The sequence below is a fragment of the Caulobacter sp. LjRoot300 genome, assembly GCF_964253875.1.
Classification (GTDB): domain Bacteria; phylum Pseudomonadota; class Alphaproteobacteria; order Caulobacterales; family Caulobacteraceae; genus Caulobacter.
Genome location: NZ_CAXUSA020000003.1, coordinates 104,888 through 119,433 on the forward strand (window position 1 = coordinate 104,888; position 14,546 = coordinate 119,433).

Annotated in this window: 15 protein-coding genes and 1 pseudogene; 4 read left to right on the top strand and 12 right to left on the bottom strand. The window is 68.1% G+C overall.

What is annotated here, in order from left to right; translation table 11 throughout:
- Positions 1 to 103 precede the first annotated feature (103 nt).
- Positions 104 to 697 (top strand): hemerythrin domain-containing protein, encoded by a 594-nt coding sequence (locus ACSQ2G_RS10835; RefSeq protein WP_436030733.1) that lies wholly within the window; start codon positions 104 to 106, stop codon positions 695 to 697.
- On the opposite strand, the gene ACSQ2G_RS10840 is transcribed toward ACSQ2G_RS10835, so the two are convergent.
- The 5 genes from ACSQ2G_RS10840 to ACSQ2G_RS10860 all read right to left on the bottom strand — a co-directional run bounded on the left by ACSQ2G_RS10840 (position 603) and on the right by ACSQ2G_RS10860 (position 6,173).
- Positions 603 to 1,247 carry a hypothetical protein gene (locus ACSQ2G_RS10840; protein WP_436030735.1) on the bottom strand — a complete coding sequence of 215 codons (645 nt, stop codon included), beginning with the start codon at positions 1,245 to 1,247 and terminating at the stop codon, positions 603 to 605. The two genes, ACSQ2G_RS10835 and ACSQ2G_RS10840, sit on opposite strands and share 95 nt — an antisense overlap.
- Positions 1,244 to 1,813 carry a molybdenum cofactor biosynthesis protein B gene (gene moaB, locus ACSQ2G_RS10845; RefSeq protein WP_436030737.1) on the bottom strand — a complete coding sequence of 190 codons (570 nt, stop codon included), beginning with the start codon at positions 1,811 to 1,813 and terminating at the stop codon, positions 1,244 to 1,246. Before moaB ends, ACSQ2G_RS10840 begins: the two co-directional genes overlap by 4 nt.
- A 2-nt stretch (positions 1,814 to 1,815) precedes the next feature.
- Positions 1,816 to 2,079: a MoaD/ThiS family protein gene (locus tag ACSQ2G_RS10850; protein ID WP_436030739.1), complete on the bottom strand. Its 264-nt coding sequence runs from the start codon at positions 2,077 to 2,079 to the stop codon at positions 1,816 to 1,818.
- Between the two features lie 409 nt (positions 2,080 to 2,488).
- Positions 2,489 to 3,124 (bottom strand): response regulator, encoded by a 636-nt coding sequence (locus tag ACSQ2G_RS10855; RefSeq protein WP_404979916.1) that lies wholly within the window; start codon positions 3,122 to 3,124, stop codon positions 2,489 to 2,491.
- A complete protein-coding gene (locus ACSQ2G_RS10860) occupies positions 3,117 to 6,173 on the bottom strand; it encodes a triple tyrosine motif-containing protein (protein WP_436030741.1) in 3,057 nt (1,018 codons plus the stop codon). Before ACSQ2G_RS10860 ends, ACSQ2G_RS10855 begins: the two co-directional genes overlap by 8 nt.
- 203 nt (positions 6,174 to 6,376) lie before the next feature.
- On the opposite strand from ACSQ2G_RS10860, the gene ACSQ2G_RS10865 reads away from it, so the two are divergent.
- Both ACSQ2G_RS10865 and ACSQ2G_RS10870 read left to right on the top strand, forming a co-directional pair.
- Positions 6,377 to 7,063 (top strand): response regulator transcription factor, encoded by a 687-nt coding sequence (locus ACSQ2G_RS10865; RefSeq protein WP_436030743.1) that lies wholly within the window; start codon positions 6,377 to 6,379, stop codon positions 7,061 to 7,063.
- A 165-nt stretch (positions 7,064 to 7,228) separates the two neighbouring features.
- Positions 7,229 to 8,413, top strand: coding sequence for a sensor histidine kinase (locus ACSQ2G_RS10870; protein WP_436030744.1), 1,185 nt, complete (start codon positions 7,229 to 7,231; stop codon positions 8,411 to 8,413).
- Positions 8,414 to 8,455: 42 nt separating this feature from the next.
- On the opposite strand, the gene ACSQ2G_RS10875 is transcribed toward ACSQ2G_RS10870, so the two are convergent.
- From ACSQ2G_RS10875 to ACSQ2G_RS10890, 4 genes and pseudogenes are all read right to left on the bottom strand, one after another.
- Positions 8,456 to 9,292 (bottom strand): alpha/beta fold hydrolase, encoded by an 837-nt coding sequence (locus tag ACSQ2G_RS10875; protein WP_436031946.1) that lies wholly within the window; start codon positions 9,290 to 9,292, stop codon positions 8,456 to 8,458.
- A gap of 192 nt (positions 9,293 to 9,484) precedes the next feature.
- A pseudogene (locus ACSQ2G_RS10880) lies at positions 9,485 to 10,039 on the bottom strand (helix-turn-helix transcriptional regulator); the annotation flags it as partial.
- The gene (locus ACSQ2G_RS10885) at positions 9,985 to 10,395 is read right to left on the bottom strand and encodes a hypothetical protein (protein ID WP_310081594.1); all 411 of its coding nucleotides are present in this window, start codon (positions 10,393 to 10,395) and stop codon (positions 9,985 to 9,987) included. The gene ACSQ2G_RS10885 and the pseudogene ACSQ2G_RS10880, both read right to left, overlap by 55 nt.
- 162 nt (positions 10,396 to 10,557) lie before the next feature.
- Positions 10,558 to 11,019, bottom strand: a complete 462-nt coding sequence (locus ACSQ2G_RS10890) for a carboxymuconolactone decarboxylase family protein (protein WP_436030746.1) — start codon at positions 11,017 to 11,019, stop codon at positions 10,558 to 10,560.
- A gap of 379 nt (positions 11,020 to 11,398) precedes the next feature.
- Here ACSQ2G_RS10890 and ACSQ2G_RS10895 point away from each other — a divergent pair, with 379 nt between their 5' ends.
- Positions 11,399 to 12,154 carry an SDR family oxidoreductase gene (locus ACSQ2G_RS10895; RefSeq protein WP_436030748.1) on the top strand — a complete coding sequence of 252 codons (756 nt, stop codon included), beginning with the start codon at positions 11,399 to 11,401 and terminating at the stop codon, positions 12,152 to 12,154.
- Between the two features lie 102 nt (positions 12,155 to 12,256).
- On the opposite strand, the gene ACSQ2G_RS10900 is transcribed toward ACSQ2G_RS10895, so the two are convergent.
- The 3 genes from ACSQ2G_RS10900 to ACSQ2G_RS10910 are packed head-to-tail and all read right to left on the bottom strand — an operon-like array spanning position 12,257 to position 14,492.
- Positions 12,257 to 12,919 (bottom strand): hypothetical protein, encoded by a 663-nt coding sequence (locus ACSQ2G_RS10900; RefSeq protein WP_436030750.1) that lies wholly within the window; start codon positions 12,917 to 12,919, stop codon positions 12,257 to 12,259.
- A 23-nt stretch (positions 12,920 to 12,942) separates the two neighbouring features.
- Complete coding sequence (locus ACSQ2G_RS10905) at positions 12,943 to 13,701, bottom strand: SDR family oxidoreductase (RefSeq protein WP_436030752.1); 759 nt, start codon at positions 13,699 to 13,701, stop codon at positions 12,943 to 12,945.
- Between the two features lie 5 nt (positions 13,702 to 13,706).
- Positions 13,707 to 14,492, bottom strand: a complete 786-nt coding sequence (locus ACSQ2G_RS10910; RefSeq protein WP_436030753.1) for an SDR family oxidoreductase — start codon at positions 14,490 to 14,492, stop codon at positions 13,707 to 13,709.
- Positions 14,493 to 14,546: the final 54 nt, after the last annotated feature.

Sequence of the window (14,546 nt, forward strand, 5' to 3'; positions counted from 1 at the left end):
GACATTGGCCAGGCGGGGCCTTGCGCAACATCAAGGCGCGGGCCGGCGCCGCTCAATGCGCCGCCGTGGCGAAACCCCTAGGGTTGGCGTGGGAGGACCTTCCATGACCGAAACCCAGACCGCGGTGTTGAATCGCGCGCCCGCGCCTGACGCCGCCGGGCGCTTTGATCTCGACCCCGGCGACACCCGCGCGGTCGAGACGTATCTGGTGCTCCACGCCCCGGGCGATCTCGAGGCCGCGCGGCAGGCCGGAGCGCTGATCGATCACATCCTGACCCGCTATCATCAGGTGCATATGGGGGACTTTCCCCAGGCCATAGCCCTGGCGCGCAAGGTCGAGGCGGTGCATGTGGCCGACGCCGAATGCCCAGACGGCCTGGCCGATCACCTGGCGCTGATGGCCGACGAGCTGGCCGGGCACCAGCGCAAGGAGGAGATGGCGTTGTTTCCGATGATGCGCCAGGGCGGCGGGCCGATGGTCCGTATCGCCATCGCCCGGATGCAGGCCGAACATCGCGACGTGGTCGAACAACTGACGCGGCTGGCGGTGATCACCAAGGATTTCACGCCGCCGCAGGAAGCCTGTCGCACCTGGCGGGCCCTCAATCAGCTTTGCCGCAAGATCGACCGCGAACTGCGCGAACACATGCGTCTGGAGGACGCGATCCTGTTTCCGCATTTCGCCGGCTCCGTCTAAGGGCGGCGCGGCGGCCTGGCTCGTCGAGTTCGTCTCCGGCGCCGATGATCAGCACCCGAGACCGAACGATCACCGACAGCTTGGCCAGGTCGGCCGCCGCGGTTGCCACCAGTCTCTGGGCGTTGAGCCGCGCGCCGGCCTCGACCAGAACGTCGACAGCCTTGAAGTCCGAATCAGCCAGCCGCGGGCTGCCGGGCGGGCGGGCGAACAGGGCCAGCGGCCCGACGCGTTCGACCTCTTCCTGGATGATGACCCGATCGGTTCCAGCCGGGACGACGGCGCCGGTGAAGATGCGCACGCAGGATCCGGGAGCCAGGGCCCCGTCGAAGGCCTCGCCGATGACGGCCAGGCGCACCGGGGCTCCCATCAGGTCAGCGTCACGCACCGCGTAGCCGTCTATGGCCGAGACGTCGACGCAAGGGGTGACGCGGCGCGCGACGACGGGGATCGCCAGGATGCGGCCGTCGGCCTTGTCCAGGCGCACCGCTTCGCGGCCCAGAGGCTGGGCCAGTCCGGCCACCAGGGCGGAGGCCTCATCGTAGTTGATCAATTACAGACGCCGCGATAGCGGGGGATCTGGCCCACCAGCGAGCAGGGCCGAAAGCGGCTGTCCAACTCCTGGCCCAGCACCAGATCCCAGGCGTCGCGGCAGGCTCCGGTCGAGCCGGGCACGCAGAACACGAAGGTGTCGCCAACCTGGCCGGCCAGGGCCCGCGACTGCAGGGTCGCCACCCCCACCGTGGCCTGGCTGGCCTGGTGGAAGACCACCGAAAAGCCGTCCATGGTCCGGCGAAACAGCGGCGTCACAGCCTCGGGGGTGACATCGCGCGGCGCAAAGCCAGTGCCGCCGGTGGTGAGGATGACGTCGATGGCCTCGTCCTCGGCCCAGGCCTGGACCTGGCGGCGAATGGCCTCGATCTCGTCGGGAACGATCACGCGGCCCGCCAGACCATGTCCGGCGGCGGTCAGGCGATCGACCAGTAGGGCGCCGGAGGTGTCGGTGTTGTGGTCGCGGGTGTCGGAAATGGTCAGGACGGCGATGTTGAGTGGATGGAAGGGCAGGCGCTCGTCAATGCCGACCTTGCGGCCCTTCGCAGCCAGGGGCGCGTCATCCATGGTCAACCTCCGGAGAACATCGACAGGAAGGCCACTTCCTGCCCAGGGCTGACCCAGGCCTGGTCGCCGACGATCCGGTGATCGACGGCCGCGCGCAGGCCCCGCTCGCCCAGGGCCTCGGCGCCGCCCTCGACCTGATCGGCCAGCTGCGTCCGAAGCCAGGCCAGCGCGCAACCGGCGGCGGGTATGTCAACGCACGCCATTCGCCCGAACCGGTCGGCGATCTTGCCGAAGAACCGGACTTGCACGGTGGCGACGGAGGCCATAGCCACACCTTGAGCCATGGAAGACCCCATCATCGTCAGCCGTCGTTGGCTGTGGCGATGGATTATACCCGCTCCGGGCTAGGTCGATTGTTGGAAATCAAGCGGCGAAAAATGTCGCAGGCGGCAGGGCCGACGGCTGAGCTAGAGATAGTCCACGATGGACGCCGGCGATATCGGAGACGCGTCAATAGCCCGACAGGTCGGGACGAAGCTGTGATGGTGGCGGATAACGGCTTAGCATAGTTGTATTTTGGGTCCTTGTGATAGCGCCATATCCGGCGGATGCCGCCGGGGACCGCGAACGTCCGCGTCGGGACCGAAGCCAGCCTCCGCTCCTGGCGCGGCCAAGACCCCTGCTCCAACGATCTGCCCGGCGTTCGCAAAGATAGCGGCGCCCAGAGCTGTGGCGCTAAAGCTCGATGATCCCCCGGCGAGCCGCCACGGTGACCGCGTGGGTGCGGTCGGACACGTCCAGCTTGGTGAAAATGGCCTTCAGGTGCCCCTTCACGGTTTCCTCGGAGATCCCTAGCTCCCAGGCGATCTGCTTGTTGGCCTTCCCCACCGCGACCAGTTGCAGGACCGCCACCTCGCGGTCGCTGAGAGCGTCGTCGACGATGTGCATGGCGATCTCGTCGGCGATGTTGCGATGCAGGTAGCGACGGCCCTGGTGCACGGCGTGGATGGCGTCCAGCATTTCGGTGCGCAGGCTGCTCTTCAGGAGATAACCGGTCGCGCCCGCCTTCAGCGCACGCACCGCCTGGGCGTCGCCGTCATAGGTGGTGAGCACGACGATGCGGGCGCTCGCGTGCTCGGCGCGGATCGCCTTGATCGCCTCGACGCCGCCCATGCCCGGCATCTGCAGGTCCATGAGGGTGACGTCAGGCAAGAGTTCGCGAAAACGCACGATGGCCTCGACGCCGTCCCGGGCCTCGCCGACCAGCACCATGTCGGCCCGGTCTTCGAGGATCGCGGCGACGCCCTCGCGCAGGATGGGGTGGTCGTCGACGACGAGGACGCGGATCGGATTGGGACTCGGGTCAGACAACGGACGCACTCCTGGAACGACGCAAAAATAGGGACAGCCGCCACCCGCCCGGCGTCTTGTCCGCGAAGGCCAGTCTGGCGGGCAACTTCACGGTCACTTCCGTGCCCGCGCCCGCTTGGCTTTCGATGGTCAAGACGCCGCCGATCCTCTGGGCGCGTTCCCGCATGCCGACGAGGCCGAAATGGCCGAGCTTGTGTCCCGTGGCCATCACGTCCTCGGGGATCCCGACGCCGTCGTCACGGATCCGGACGCTCAGCTGGTGTTCGGCGAAGCTGATCGCGATCTCGACCGACCTGGCCTTGGCGTGGCGCGCGATGTTGAACAGCGCCTCGCCGGCGATCCGGCCGATCTCGGCGCAGACCAGGGGATGCACCGCCCGTGGCGCGCCGTCGGACACGATGCGGACGGCGATCGGCGGATCGAACCCGGCCGTGGCCACGGCTTCCTCGAGGACAGCGCGCAGGTCGCTCGGACTTTCGGCGATCCTGAGGTCGCGCACCCGGTTGCGTCCGTCGACGATCACGTCGTCGGCGCGCTTGAGCGCGGATTCCAGCAGGTCTCGCGACTGGTCCCCGGGCGGCATCTTGTTGGCCACCGACTGGAAGCGGAGCACCAGGCCCTGGACGCTCTGCAGCAGCGTATCGTGCAGCTCACGGGCGATGCGCTCGCGCTCGCCCAGGCGCGCCTCAAGCCCGACGCGGAGGCGCTGCCCGATCTGGGCGACGCGAAGACGATAGAGCAGCCAGAGGAGGACGAACGCCAGGCCCACGCACAGGGCGAGGAACCCGCGCGATTGCAGGAAGGTCGGCGGGATTTCGAACTCGACCGCGGCGCCGGTCCGGTTCCAGACGCCCTCGTTGTTGGCGGCGATCACCCGGAAGCGATACTTGCCGGGGCCGAGGTTGGTGTAGAAGGCCTGTCGGCGTGGACCGGGATCGATCCATGCCTCGTCGAAGCCTTCGAGCCTGTAGCGGACGCTGACCTGCTTGGGGTCGGCGAAGTTCAGAACCGCGTAGTCGATCTCGACATTGGATGTCGCGGCTCGGAGCTTCAGGAAGCCGGGATCCCGGTGGAGGCGGTCGTTGCCGGTGAGCGACTTGATCGCGACGCCCGGCGGCCGGTGGGTCCGCGCGATGCGCTTGGAATCCATCCAGAGAACGCCGGTCTCGGTGGCGACCCACAATCGTCCGTCGCCGCCTTGAGCCAGGGAGCGCTGGGTGTGCGAATGGGGGCGGCTGGTCAGGCCATCGCCGAAACCCAGGGAAAGCCCGGCTGGCGGAAAGGCTTTGGCGGTGAAGGCGCGTTCCAGGTCCTGTGGGCCGATCCGCGCCAGGGTCCTGGGATAGGCTATCCAGGTATCGCCCTCCGGCGTCCGCACCATCCCGCTGATGCGACTGTAGGGCGACGTCCGGTCGGCCCAGATGGTCTCCACGCGCCCGAGGCGGAAGCGGGAGAGGCCGAAGGCGCCGGCCGCGAAGAGGTCGCCGTCCGAGGTCGGATAGAGCGTCAGGGCCGTGGCCTCACCGACGCCGACATCCAGGGGCGCGACCGTGCGCGCGGCTTGGTCGATCCAGGTCAGCTTGCGGTCGGTCCACTGGACGACCAGGCGTCCCTGGGCGTCGCGGACCATGGTCATGGGCTGGGGACGGCCTGCGCCCGGCGGTTCGACCATCGCCGCCCACTGTCCACGCCGATAGCGGAGCAGGCCGCCGGCCGCCGCGGAGATCCAATAGTCGCCGCGCGTATCGAAGGCGCAGTCGTAGACGATGCTGTCGGTGTCGGGGCGGGCGAAGGTCCTGAGGGGACGGTCCCGTTTCCAGATGGCGATGCGCGTAGCGAACGCGATCCAGATGGCGCCGTCCGGCGCCTCGCAGAGGCTCTGCGGTTCGCGGACGTCGCGCAGGATGGGCTCGGGATCCCCGCCCGGTGCGACGCGGTAGATCGTCCGAGCCTGGCCGATATAGACGCTGCCGTCCGAGGCCGTCATCAGCTTGTCGCCGAACGCGGCGGGATCGGTCAACTCGGGCTCGGATCGCAAGGTCGCGGGCCGGAACTTGTCCAAGCCCTTTTCGGTGCCGATCCAGATATTGCCCTCCAGGTCCTCCAGGACCTGGGTGGTCACGTCCGACGACAGGCCGTCACGACCGCGGAAGGATTCGATCTGCGCGACCGGACGCCCTGGCGAGGGCGAGCCCGTTGCGGCGGCCGCCGCCAGACGCTGCACGCCCCGATAGCGCATCGCGATCCAGAGGTTTCCCGAGCGATCGAACATGGGCGCGCCGCGGATCAGCGAGTCGTCGGTATGGTAGGGCGAGCGGAGAGGCGGCGGCTCACCGCGCCCGCCGGGCCCGGTGAGCGGATAGCTCCCCGCCTTTTCGGACAGCCAGATCCGGCCCTCGGGGTCTTGCGAGAGCATGCCGTTCGCGCGCGGGGTCATCCGCACGGTTTCGAACCGCTCGGCCCCCGGACGCAATCGGACGACCGAATTGCAGAGCGAGATCCAGACCGTGCCGTCGACCGCCACCGACAGGCTGAGGGCGTCGTCGCGCGGTAGCCCCTGGTCGGCGTCGAACAACCGCCATTGCCCGTTGCGAAGCTGCAGCAGCTCGGCGTCGAACTTGGCGGTCAAGGCCCAGATCGTCCCGTCCTTGCCCTCGGCGAGCGCCGCCACCCTGTCGGGAGCGGCGGGTGCGCCGAGCACGCGCAGCTTGCCGCCGCGATAGACGGCGAACCGGCGCGACCGGCCGAAGCTGGTCCAGACGTCGCCGTTGCGCGCGACGAGCAGCGCGGTCGGCAGATCGTGGCGCTCGTCGCCGTCTTCGGCGACGATAGGCTCGAAGCTGATCCCGTCGAAGCGAAACAGTCCTTCGCCGGTCGCGAGCCAGAGGAAGCCGTCCCGTCCCTGCGCCATCGCCAGCACCGGAGCCGGCGCCTCGCCTTCCTCGGTCCAGCGCTGGTGCGTGTAGTGGGCGAGGCGCCGGGGCGGGTCGGCCGCTACCGCCGCGACGGGCGGCGACAGCAGCACCGCGATGAAAATCGCCCTGATCAATCGCAAAGCTGGCCCTGCCGTTCCCCCCTGAACTCCCAAGCCGCGAGGGTGAACACGTATTTGTCGCCGGGAGAGGGTGTGATGGTAGCCCCAAGTTAGGGGGGCGAACATCCCTCGATCCGGGGCGCGCCACCGACCGCTTCAGGGGCGCCGCCCACGAGTCTTCCGTGGAGAATGGCCGTGTTAGCCCAGAGGGAACAAGGATGAATCAGGTGCTGCGACATCAGCCCCCGGGCTCGGCGACGCCGGCTGATGACGGCTCGGCGGAGCGCCCGCTGGTCCGGATCGTCGACGACGACCCGGATGTGCGGATGGCCCTGGCCGAGCTCCTGGAATCGGTGGGGATCGACGCCGCGACCTTCGCCTCGACCCGGGAGTGGCTGGAGTCCGGCGAGGTCGACCGCCCGGGCTGCCTGATCCTTGACGTGCGGATGCCTGGCTCCAGCGGCCTGGATCTGCAGCATCATCTGGCGCGGAGCGGCGATCCCAAGCCGATCATCTTCCTGACGGGGCACGGCGACATTCCCATGACGGTCCAGGCGATGAAGGCCGGCGCCGTCGATTTCCTCACCAAACCGGTACGGGACCAGACGCTGCTCGACGCGGTGACGACCGGGATCGAACGGGACCTGGCGCAGCGGGCGAACGCGATCGCCGTCAGGCGCCATCTCGACCTGCTGGCCATGCTCACGCCGCGCGAGCGCCAGGTGCTGGCCGAGGTGGCGCGAGGCCGGCTCAACAAGCAGATCGCCTTCGACCTCGGCATCAGCCAGATCACGGTGAAGCTTCACCGCAGCAATGTGATGCGGAAGATGCAGGCGAGCTCGGTCGGCGAGTTGATCCGCGCCTGGGAAGCGATCCCCGAGGATCTGCGTGAAAGGCGGCCCTAGGCGATGGCGTGGCGCCTGTCGGGCTCGGATCCCGCCGCTGTGGAAGCGCGCGGCGGCTGGAACCAGGAATGGAAAAAGCCGGTCCCGACCCCTTCCGGCAATGATCGCGATGAGGTCGCCCGAGGAACGATCGCGGCGCGGCAGGCGGGCGAAGACCGTTTCCGGATGCTTATCCACCATACGCCCACGCCTCTCTGGTACGTGGACGCGCGCGGCGCCGGCGAGGTCTTCGAGCGCCTTCGGGCCGAGGGCGTGACCGACATCGCCGCCTATCTCGACGCCCATCCGGAGCTGGTGGAGATCGCCAAGGACATCGTCCTGGTCACCGAGATCAACCGAGCGGCCGTCGCCCTGTTCGGGGCCGACACCGCCACGGACCTGATCCGGCCGGTCCGATATCTGTTCGCCGCGACTCCGGAGATGGCCAAGCGCGTGATGGTCGCCCTCTTCGAGGGACGGCGAAACTATGTCGAACAGGCCAGGATGGCGACCTTCGACGGCCAGGTCCGCGACGTGGTGTTCTCGGTCACCTATCCCGCGCCGCCGGAACACCTCGACACCACCTTCATCACCATCGAGGACATCACCGAGCGCCTGCGGACGGAAGCCCAGCTGCGCCGCCTGCAGGCGGATTTCGCGCACGCCGCGCGCGTCTCGATGCTGGGGGAGCTGGCGACGTCGATCGCCCACGAGGTCAAGCAGCCGCTGGCGGCCATCGTCACCAACGCCGAGACCAGCCTGCGATGGTTGGTGCGGGAGGAGCCGAACCTGGCCAAGGTGAACGAGCTGATCGCGCGGATCGCGGCGAGCGCCCGGCGCGCCAACGACATCATCCAGCGCGTGCGGAGCATGGCGGTCAAGCAGGAGCCGGAGCGCCTGGTCCTCGACCTGGCCGAGGTGGCCGACGAGGCCGTTCATTTCGTGCGCCACGACCTTGACGCGCGGGGGATCACCCTGCTGCGCGCGGACGCCGACCAGCTTCCGCCGGTGGTCGGAGATCGGGTGCAGTTGCAGCAGGTGGTCGTCAACCTGCTGGTCAACAGCATCCAAGCGATCGCGCAGGCCGACGCTCACGAGCGTCGCATTGCGCTGAAGATCGATGTCGACACGGCCGACGCCGTGACGCTGTCGGTCCATGACTCCGGGCCAGGCGTCGCCGAGGCGGACCTGGACTGCGTGTTCGACGGTTTCTTCACCACCAAGGACACGGGCATGGGGATCGGCCTTTCGATCTGCCAATCGATCATCGCCGAGCACGGCGGCGGGATCGGCGTGATGAACCACCCCGAGGGGGGCGCGATCTTTCGCGTGATCCTGCCGGTCGGCCGCGCCGCGCCGTTCGGCGGCTGACGCCTCCCGATCGATCGGGAGGCGTCAGCCTGACCCGCGGGGTCAGCTCTTGAAGAAGGCCAGCAGGTCCGGGTTGATGATCTCGGCGTGGGTCGTGGCCATGCCGTGCGGCAGACCCTTGTAGACCTTCAGCGCGCCCTTCTTCAGCAGCTTGATCCCCACCAGGGCGGCGTCGGCGATCGGGACAATCTGGTCGTCGTCGCCGTGCATCAGCAGCACCGGCGCCTCGATCGTCTTGAGATCGTCAGTAAAGTCGGTCGCCGAGAAGGCCGCGATGCAGTCGTACTGGGCCTTGGCGCCGCCCATCATGCCCTGGCGCCACCAGTTGTCGACCAGGGCCTGGCTGACCTTCGCGCCGGGACGGTTGAAGCCGTAGAACGGACCCGACGGCAGGTCGCGGTAGAACTGCGATCGGTTGGCCGCCAACGCCGCCCGGAGACCGTCGAACGCCTCGATCGGCAGGCCGCCGGGGTTGGCCGGGGTCTTCAGCATGATCGGCGGCACCGCGCCGATCAGCACGACCTTGGACACCCGGCCGCCGCCGTAACGGGCGACGTAACGCGCCGCTTCGCCGCCGCCGGTCGAGTGGCCGACGTGGATGGCGTTCTTCAGGTCCAGGTGCGCCGTTACGACGGCGAGGTCGGCGGCGTAGGTGTCCATGTCGTTGCCGACGTCGGTCTGGGTCGAACGCCCGTGCCCGCGACGGTCATGGGCGATGACGCGAAAACCCTGCGACAGGAAGAACAGCATCTGGTTGTCCCAGTCGTCGCCGCTCAGCGGCCAACCGTGGTGGAACACGATCGGCTGGGCGGTCTTGGGACCCCAGTCCTTATAGAAGATTTGAACGCCGTCCTTGGTGGTGACGTAGCCGCTGCCCATGGTCTTGGCTCCTGATATCGGTTGGGGTGGAGGGAGAGGAATGGCCTGGGCGACGCCGTTCGAGGTCAGGGCGGCGGCGGCCAGGCCCAGGCCCGCGGTCACGATGGCGCGGCGCGAGGCGTGGTGGTCTTGCGGGTTCATGATGCGTCCCTTGGGGGGGGGGCTGGAGGCGAGATTGTCGCGCCGCCATTGGCGTGGGGTGGTCCCGACGGTCTGGCGAAACAGCCGCGAGAAATGGGCTTGATCGGCGAAGCCGCAGGCCAAGGCGACCTGGCTGAGCGGCGTCAGCGTGTCGCGCATCAGCGCCTGGGCACGGTCGATGCGGCGGCGCAGGACCAGCTGGCGCAGCGACAATCCGAAGGTGTTCCTGCAGGCGCGCGCGAAATGGCTGCAGCTCAGCCTGACCAACGGCGCCAGGACCTCCAGGCTCAGCTTGCGATCGAGGTTTTCCGCGATGAAGTGATCGATCTTCTTCATGCGCCAGGGCGCCAACACCGTGCCGCGAGGCAGGGCGCGCCGACGGTCCTTGTCTGGATCCGGTTCGCCGTTCGTCCACCCGTTGTCCTGGCTCGCGAAACTCCGGGTCTCGGCGGCGCGCAGCGCGGTCTGGATCAGGTCGGCGACCACGGAGGCGGTCGAGGCGTCGCCGCCGCGCAACGGCGTCCGATGGGGGAAGGTTGTCGACTCCGGGGTCATGCCGCCTTCTCCGTCGTCTGGGTGCGGAACGCCCAGGCCGTCAGCAGCCATCCCAGGATCGCCGGCAGGGTCACCGCCGGAAAATCACGGGGAATGACCGAGGCCGAGCAGATGCCGACCGCCACTTCCCAGAAGTGGAACAGAGCATGGCCCGTGAGCCAGATCGTCGGGACGGCCCAGAGGAGGAGGCGCTGGCGAGGCTGGAACGCGCCGGCCAGGAAGCCCGCGCCGATCAACAGGAAGATCAGGCCGATGTCGCGGAGGAAGTGCTGGTTGAACGACCCCGTCGTCGTCACGCCTGGCACGGCGAAATACCAGGCCTGCGGAGCGAGCAGCATGAAGACGCCGTTGGCCAGGGCGGAGACGCCGAGCAGGGCGGCCAGGCCGATACAGGTGGATTTCAGCATGATGGTCCCTTTCAAGAGTCGGCGGGCCGGCGGCCGCGCCTGGGCTCGTCGGGGGCGACGAGCCCAGGCGCGCACGGAGAGCGGCGTCTCGTCCTGGGGGGAGGGAGGACTGCCGTCTCCGCGGATCTCCGAAGCGGCGGGCTTCGGATCTCGTGACGCCGCCTAGGCGGCTGCGACGGCGGGCTGGACCGGGTGGACGGCGCGAGCGGCCACCTGCAGACGGTTCCAGGTGTTGATCTGGCCGATCATCACCGAGAGGGTCGCGATCTCGACCTCCGTGAACTGGCTCTTGACCAGCGCGTAGTCGGCGTCGGGGGCGCCGGTCTTGGCGATCTTGGTCAGCGACTCGGTCCAGGTCAGGGCGGCGCGCTCACGATCGGTGAACAGCGGCGACTCCCGCCAGGTGTCGAGCAGGAACAGGCGCATGTCGGTTTCGCCGTGGGCCTTGGCGGCGGTGACATGCATGTGGACGCAGAAGGCGCAGCCGTTGATCTGCGAGGCGCGGATCTTCACCAGGTCGGCGAGGCTGGGTTCGATGCTCGTCTCGGCCAGGGCCTTTTCGACGACCAGCAGGGCGTTGGTCAGGTCCGTGACGATCTTGAAGGGGGCGAAGCGCGGGGTCATGTCTGGTCCTTCGGTGGGGTTGAAGAGCCCCGAGGATGCCGAACTCGCCGGGATGGCGACCACCGTTCGCGAAGCCCGTCGGACCAGGCCTCGGGCATAGGGCGGCTCGGCCGCCGGGACAGGTCGGGTGGCGTCCTGCCTAGCCCAGTCGCTCGCGAGTATAGGTTTCACCGAAAACATCGCTAGAAGTACGCCTCTCCTTACGCCAAAGGACGTAAATCGATCCGCAAATATAGTTATCGGCGCCCTGGATGCATCTTTCGCATAACTGGATGACCCGGCGGGTGTTTCGCCCCATACGTTTTGACTAAAGTCGATCCGTGGCGCTCTTCTCGATGCCCATATTATTCTTCGGCGACAATAGTCGAGGAGATATGACATGAAGATCGTCGTCATCGGCGGGACCGGACTTATCGGGTCCAAGACCGTCAGCAACCTGTCCCGCTTGGGCCACGAGGTGATCGCCGCCGCGCCCAACACCGGCGTCAACACACTCACCGGCGAGGGCCTGGCCGAGGCGCTCGTCGGCGCCGACGTCGTCGTCGATGTCGCCAATTCGCCGTCGTTCGAGGACGACGCGGCCATGGCGTTCTTCCAGACCGCGGGGCGCAACCTGCTGGCCGCCGAGCAGGTCGCCGGGGTCAAGCATCACGTCGCCTTGTCAGTGGTAGGAACCGAACGCCTGCAGGCCAGCGGTTATTTCCGCGCCAAGCTGGCTCAGGAGGCTTTGATCAAGGCCTCGCCGACGCCCTACACGATCCTGCGCTCGACGCAGTTCTTCCAGTTCGTCGGCGGCATCGTCCACTCGGCGGCCGCCGGCGACGCCATTCGTCTGCCGCCGGTCCCGATCCAGCCGATCGCGGCCGACGACGTCGCCGCCGTCTTGGCCAAGGTGGTGGTGAGCCCGCCGGTCAACGGCACGATCGAGGTGGCCGGCCCGGAGAGCTTCCGCCTCGACACGTTCGCCGAGCAATATCTGGACGCCCAGCAGGATCCGCGCGACGTCGTCGCCGACCCCCAGGCGCTCTATTTCGGCGCCGCGCTGGACGACCGATCCCTGATGCCTGGTCCGGATTCGGTCCTTGGCGAAATCACGTTCGAGGACTGGCTCAACGAGTCCATGGCCGCGGACTAGCCTTCGGGACGCCAAAGACCCCGCCCGAAGCCAGATCGGCCTCGGGCGGAGTTATTTTTGCGCCAAGCTTAGGGCTGTCCCGTCGGGGGCGGTTGTAGGGGCCTATTCGCTGAAGGGGCCGTTGGCGATCACATCGACCCAGGATGGAGCCTTGTAGCCGGGGACCAGCCGCTCGCCGAAATCGCGAATGAAGGTGGGGTAGGTGGTCTCCGGCTTGGTCTCGGCCATGTGGCAGACGCAAGCGGTGAACCTGCGCTTCATGTCGAGCCGCGGCGCGGCGGCGACGGCCAAGGCGATCGCCGAGGCGCCCAGCAGGTCGTTGTCGGGCGTCCCGAAGTCGGCGCCGACGCCGCGCGCGCACAGCGCGACTTCCGGCTCCTTGAACACGCCGATCGACGGCGTCCCGTGCAGGGCGATGCTGTCCCAGACCAGCTGCGCGCGCCGGTCATCGAAGCCCTGTTCGCGCACGAAGGCCGCCGCGACGCCGGCGCCGTTGACCTCGAAGCGGTTGGGGCCCGCGGCGTGTTCGGTCAAGCCCAGGTCATGCAGCAGGGTCGATACGGCCAGGATCTCGGCGTCGTGCGCGACATCCTCCAGCGTGGCGAGCTTGGCGGCGAACATCCACGAGCGGGCGGCGTGGTTGAACAGGAAGGCGGGGCAGCGGTCGCGGGCGTAGTCGAAGGCCCGGCTGATCAGGGGTGACTGGGGAAGGTCCGGAAAATGCGCGCGCAGCTGGGCCTGGGTGGTGGGAGCGACGTCGGTCATGGCGTGGATGTCCTGGTGGTTGGCTAGCGGGCGGCCGCGGTCCGTTCCCGCAGCCAGCTGTCGAATTCGGTGTGGCCAAACCGCGGAACAGCGCCGGCGATCAGGGTCTCGTCATTGAGGAGCGTGCCGAAATAGAGCGCCTGCGGATCGGCCGTTACGCGTCGCGCGTCGCCGCGCGCGGCCAGATAGCGTCGCGCCAGATCGTCCAGTCGGAAAGGGTCCGGACCGGCGACCTCGAGGGTGTCGTTCATGGGGGTGCGACCGGCGGTGTCGGCCAGGGCGCCCGCCGCGTCCTGGGCGGCGATGAACTGGACGCGGGCCGGCGGCAGGCGGACTTCCTGGCCGCGAGCAGCCGCCTCGACCACGCTGTCCAGGAATTCGAAGAACTGCGTGGAACGGACGATCGTGAACGGCACGCTGGACGCCTTGATCACAGCCTCCTGCGCCAGCTTGGCGCGGAAGTAGCCGTTCTCCGCCAGCCGTTCCGTTCCGACGATCGACAGGGCCACGTAATGACGCACGTCGTTGGACGCCGCCGCCGCCAGGATGTTGCGGCTCGAGGTCTCGAAGAACTGCATGGCCGTGGCTTCGTCAAAGGTCGGCGAGTTGACGACATCGACGACGACCTGGGCGCCGACAAGCGCCTCCTCAAGGCCCTCGCCGGTGATGACATTGACGCCCGTCCGCTGGGAGGCGGCCGTGACCTGGTGGCCCTGGCGCGTCAGGATGTCGACGACCTTTGATCCGACGACGCCCGTGCCGCCCGTGACTATGATCTTCATGGGATTCAAGCCTTCCGCTTGGGGTGAAGGACCGCCGGCGCCGGCGATTGCAGGCTCTGGCGCAGCCAGTCGGAGAAACGGGTCGGGGCGATGCGCGGCTGGTCGCCGGGGAGCAGGGACTGATCGTTCAGCTCCGCGCCGAAATAGCGGGCATGGACGTCGGCGGTGACCCGGCGGGTGTCCTCGTAGGCGGTGAGGACCTGGGTCGCCAGGTCGTCCAGATGGTGGCGCTCCGGGCCCGCAACCTCGGTGGTTCGGTTCAGCGGCGGGCTCAGGACGATGTCGGCCAGGGCCTCGGCGACGTCCTCTCCCGCGATCGGCTGGACCAGGGCGGGCGAGATCACCACGTCACGATCCGTGCCGTTCTGCACCACGCCGGTGATGAACTCGAAGAACTGGGTCGACCGCAGGATCGTGAAGGGAAGCCCCGAGCTCCTGACGAGGTCTTCCTGGATCTTCTTGGCCTGGAAGTAGCCGCTGTCCTGCAGTCGATCCGTGCCGACGATCGACAAGGCGACGTGGTGCCGGACCCCGGCGGCCAGGCCGGCCGCGAGCAGATTGCGGCCAGAGGTCTCGAAGAACGCCCTGGCGTCGGAGCCGTCCAGGGACGGCGACTGGGTCACGTCGACGACGACCTTGGCGCCGTCTAGCGCTTGTTCCAGGCCGGCCTTCGTGATGGTGTTCACGCCGAAGGTCGGCGAGGCTTCGAGAACCCTGTAGTCGTCCTGGCGAAGATTATAGACCAGCTTCTCGCCGATCCGGCCGCTGCCGCCAACCACCACGATCTTCATGTCCGTTACCTCAAGCTGATCCAGAACCGAGGATCGAAGGCTAGGACTGGGAGC

Bases quoted from the DNA above. Each gene is read 5' to 3' on its own strand.
- moaB (WP_436030737.1), bottom strand. From the start codon at position 1,813: ATGGATGACGCGCCCCTGGCTGCGAAGGGCCGCAAGGTCGGCATTGAC.
- ACSQ2G_RS10850 (WP_436030739.1), bottom strand. From the start codon at position 2,079: ATGGCCTCCGTCGCCACCGTGCAAGTCCGGTTCTTCGGCAAGATCGCC.
- ACSQ2G_RS10890 (WP_436030746.1), bottom strand. From the start codon at position 11,019: ATGACCCCGCGCTTCGCCCCCTTCAAGATCGTCACGGACCTGACCAAC.
- ACSQ2G_RS10895 (WP_436030748.1), top strand. From the start codon at position 11,399: ATGAAGATCGTCGTCATCGGCGGGACCGGACTTATCGGGTCCAAGACC.
- ACSQ2G_RS10905 (WP_436030752.1), bottom strand. From the start codon at position 13,701: ATGAAGATCATAGTCACGGGCGGCACGGGCGTCGTCGGATCAAAGGTC.
- ACSQ2G_RS10885 (WP_310081594.1), bottom strand. From the start codon at position 10,395: ATGCTGAAATCCACCTGTATCGGCCTGGCCGCCCTGCTCGGCGTCTCC.
- ACSQ2G_RS10900 (WP_436030750.1), bottom strand. From the start codon at position 12,919: ATGACCGACGTCGCTCCCACCACCCAGGCCCAGCTGCGCGCGCATTTT.
- ACSQ2G_RS10835 (WP_436030733.1), top strand. From the start codon at position 104: ATGACCGAAACCCAGACCGCGGTGTTGAATCGCGCGCCCGCGCCTGAC.
- ACSQ2G_RS10870 (WP_436030744.1), top strand. From the start codon at position 7,229: ATGCTTATCCACCATACGCCCACGCCTCTCTGGTACGTGGACGCGCGC.
- ACSQ2G_RS10875 (WP_436031946.1), bottom strand. From the start codon at position 9,292: ATGGGCAGCGGCTACGTCACCACCAAGGACGGCGTTCAAATCTTCTAT.
- ACSQ2G_RS10865 (WP_436030743.1), top strand. From the start codon at position 6,377: ATGAATCAGGTGCTGCGACATCAGCCCCCGGGCTCGGCGACGCCGGCT.
- ACSQ2G_RS10910 (WP_436030753.1), bottom strand. From the start codon at position 14,492: ATGAAGATCGTGGTGGTTGGCGGCAGCGGCCGGATCGGCGAGAAGCTG.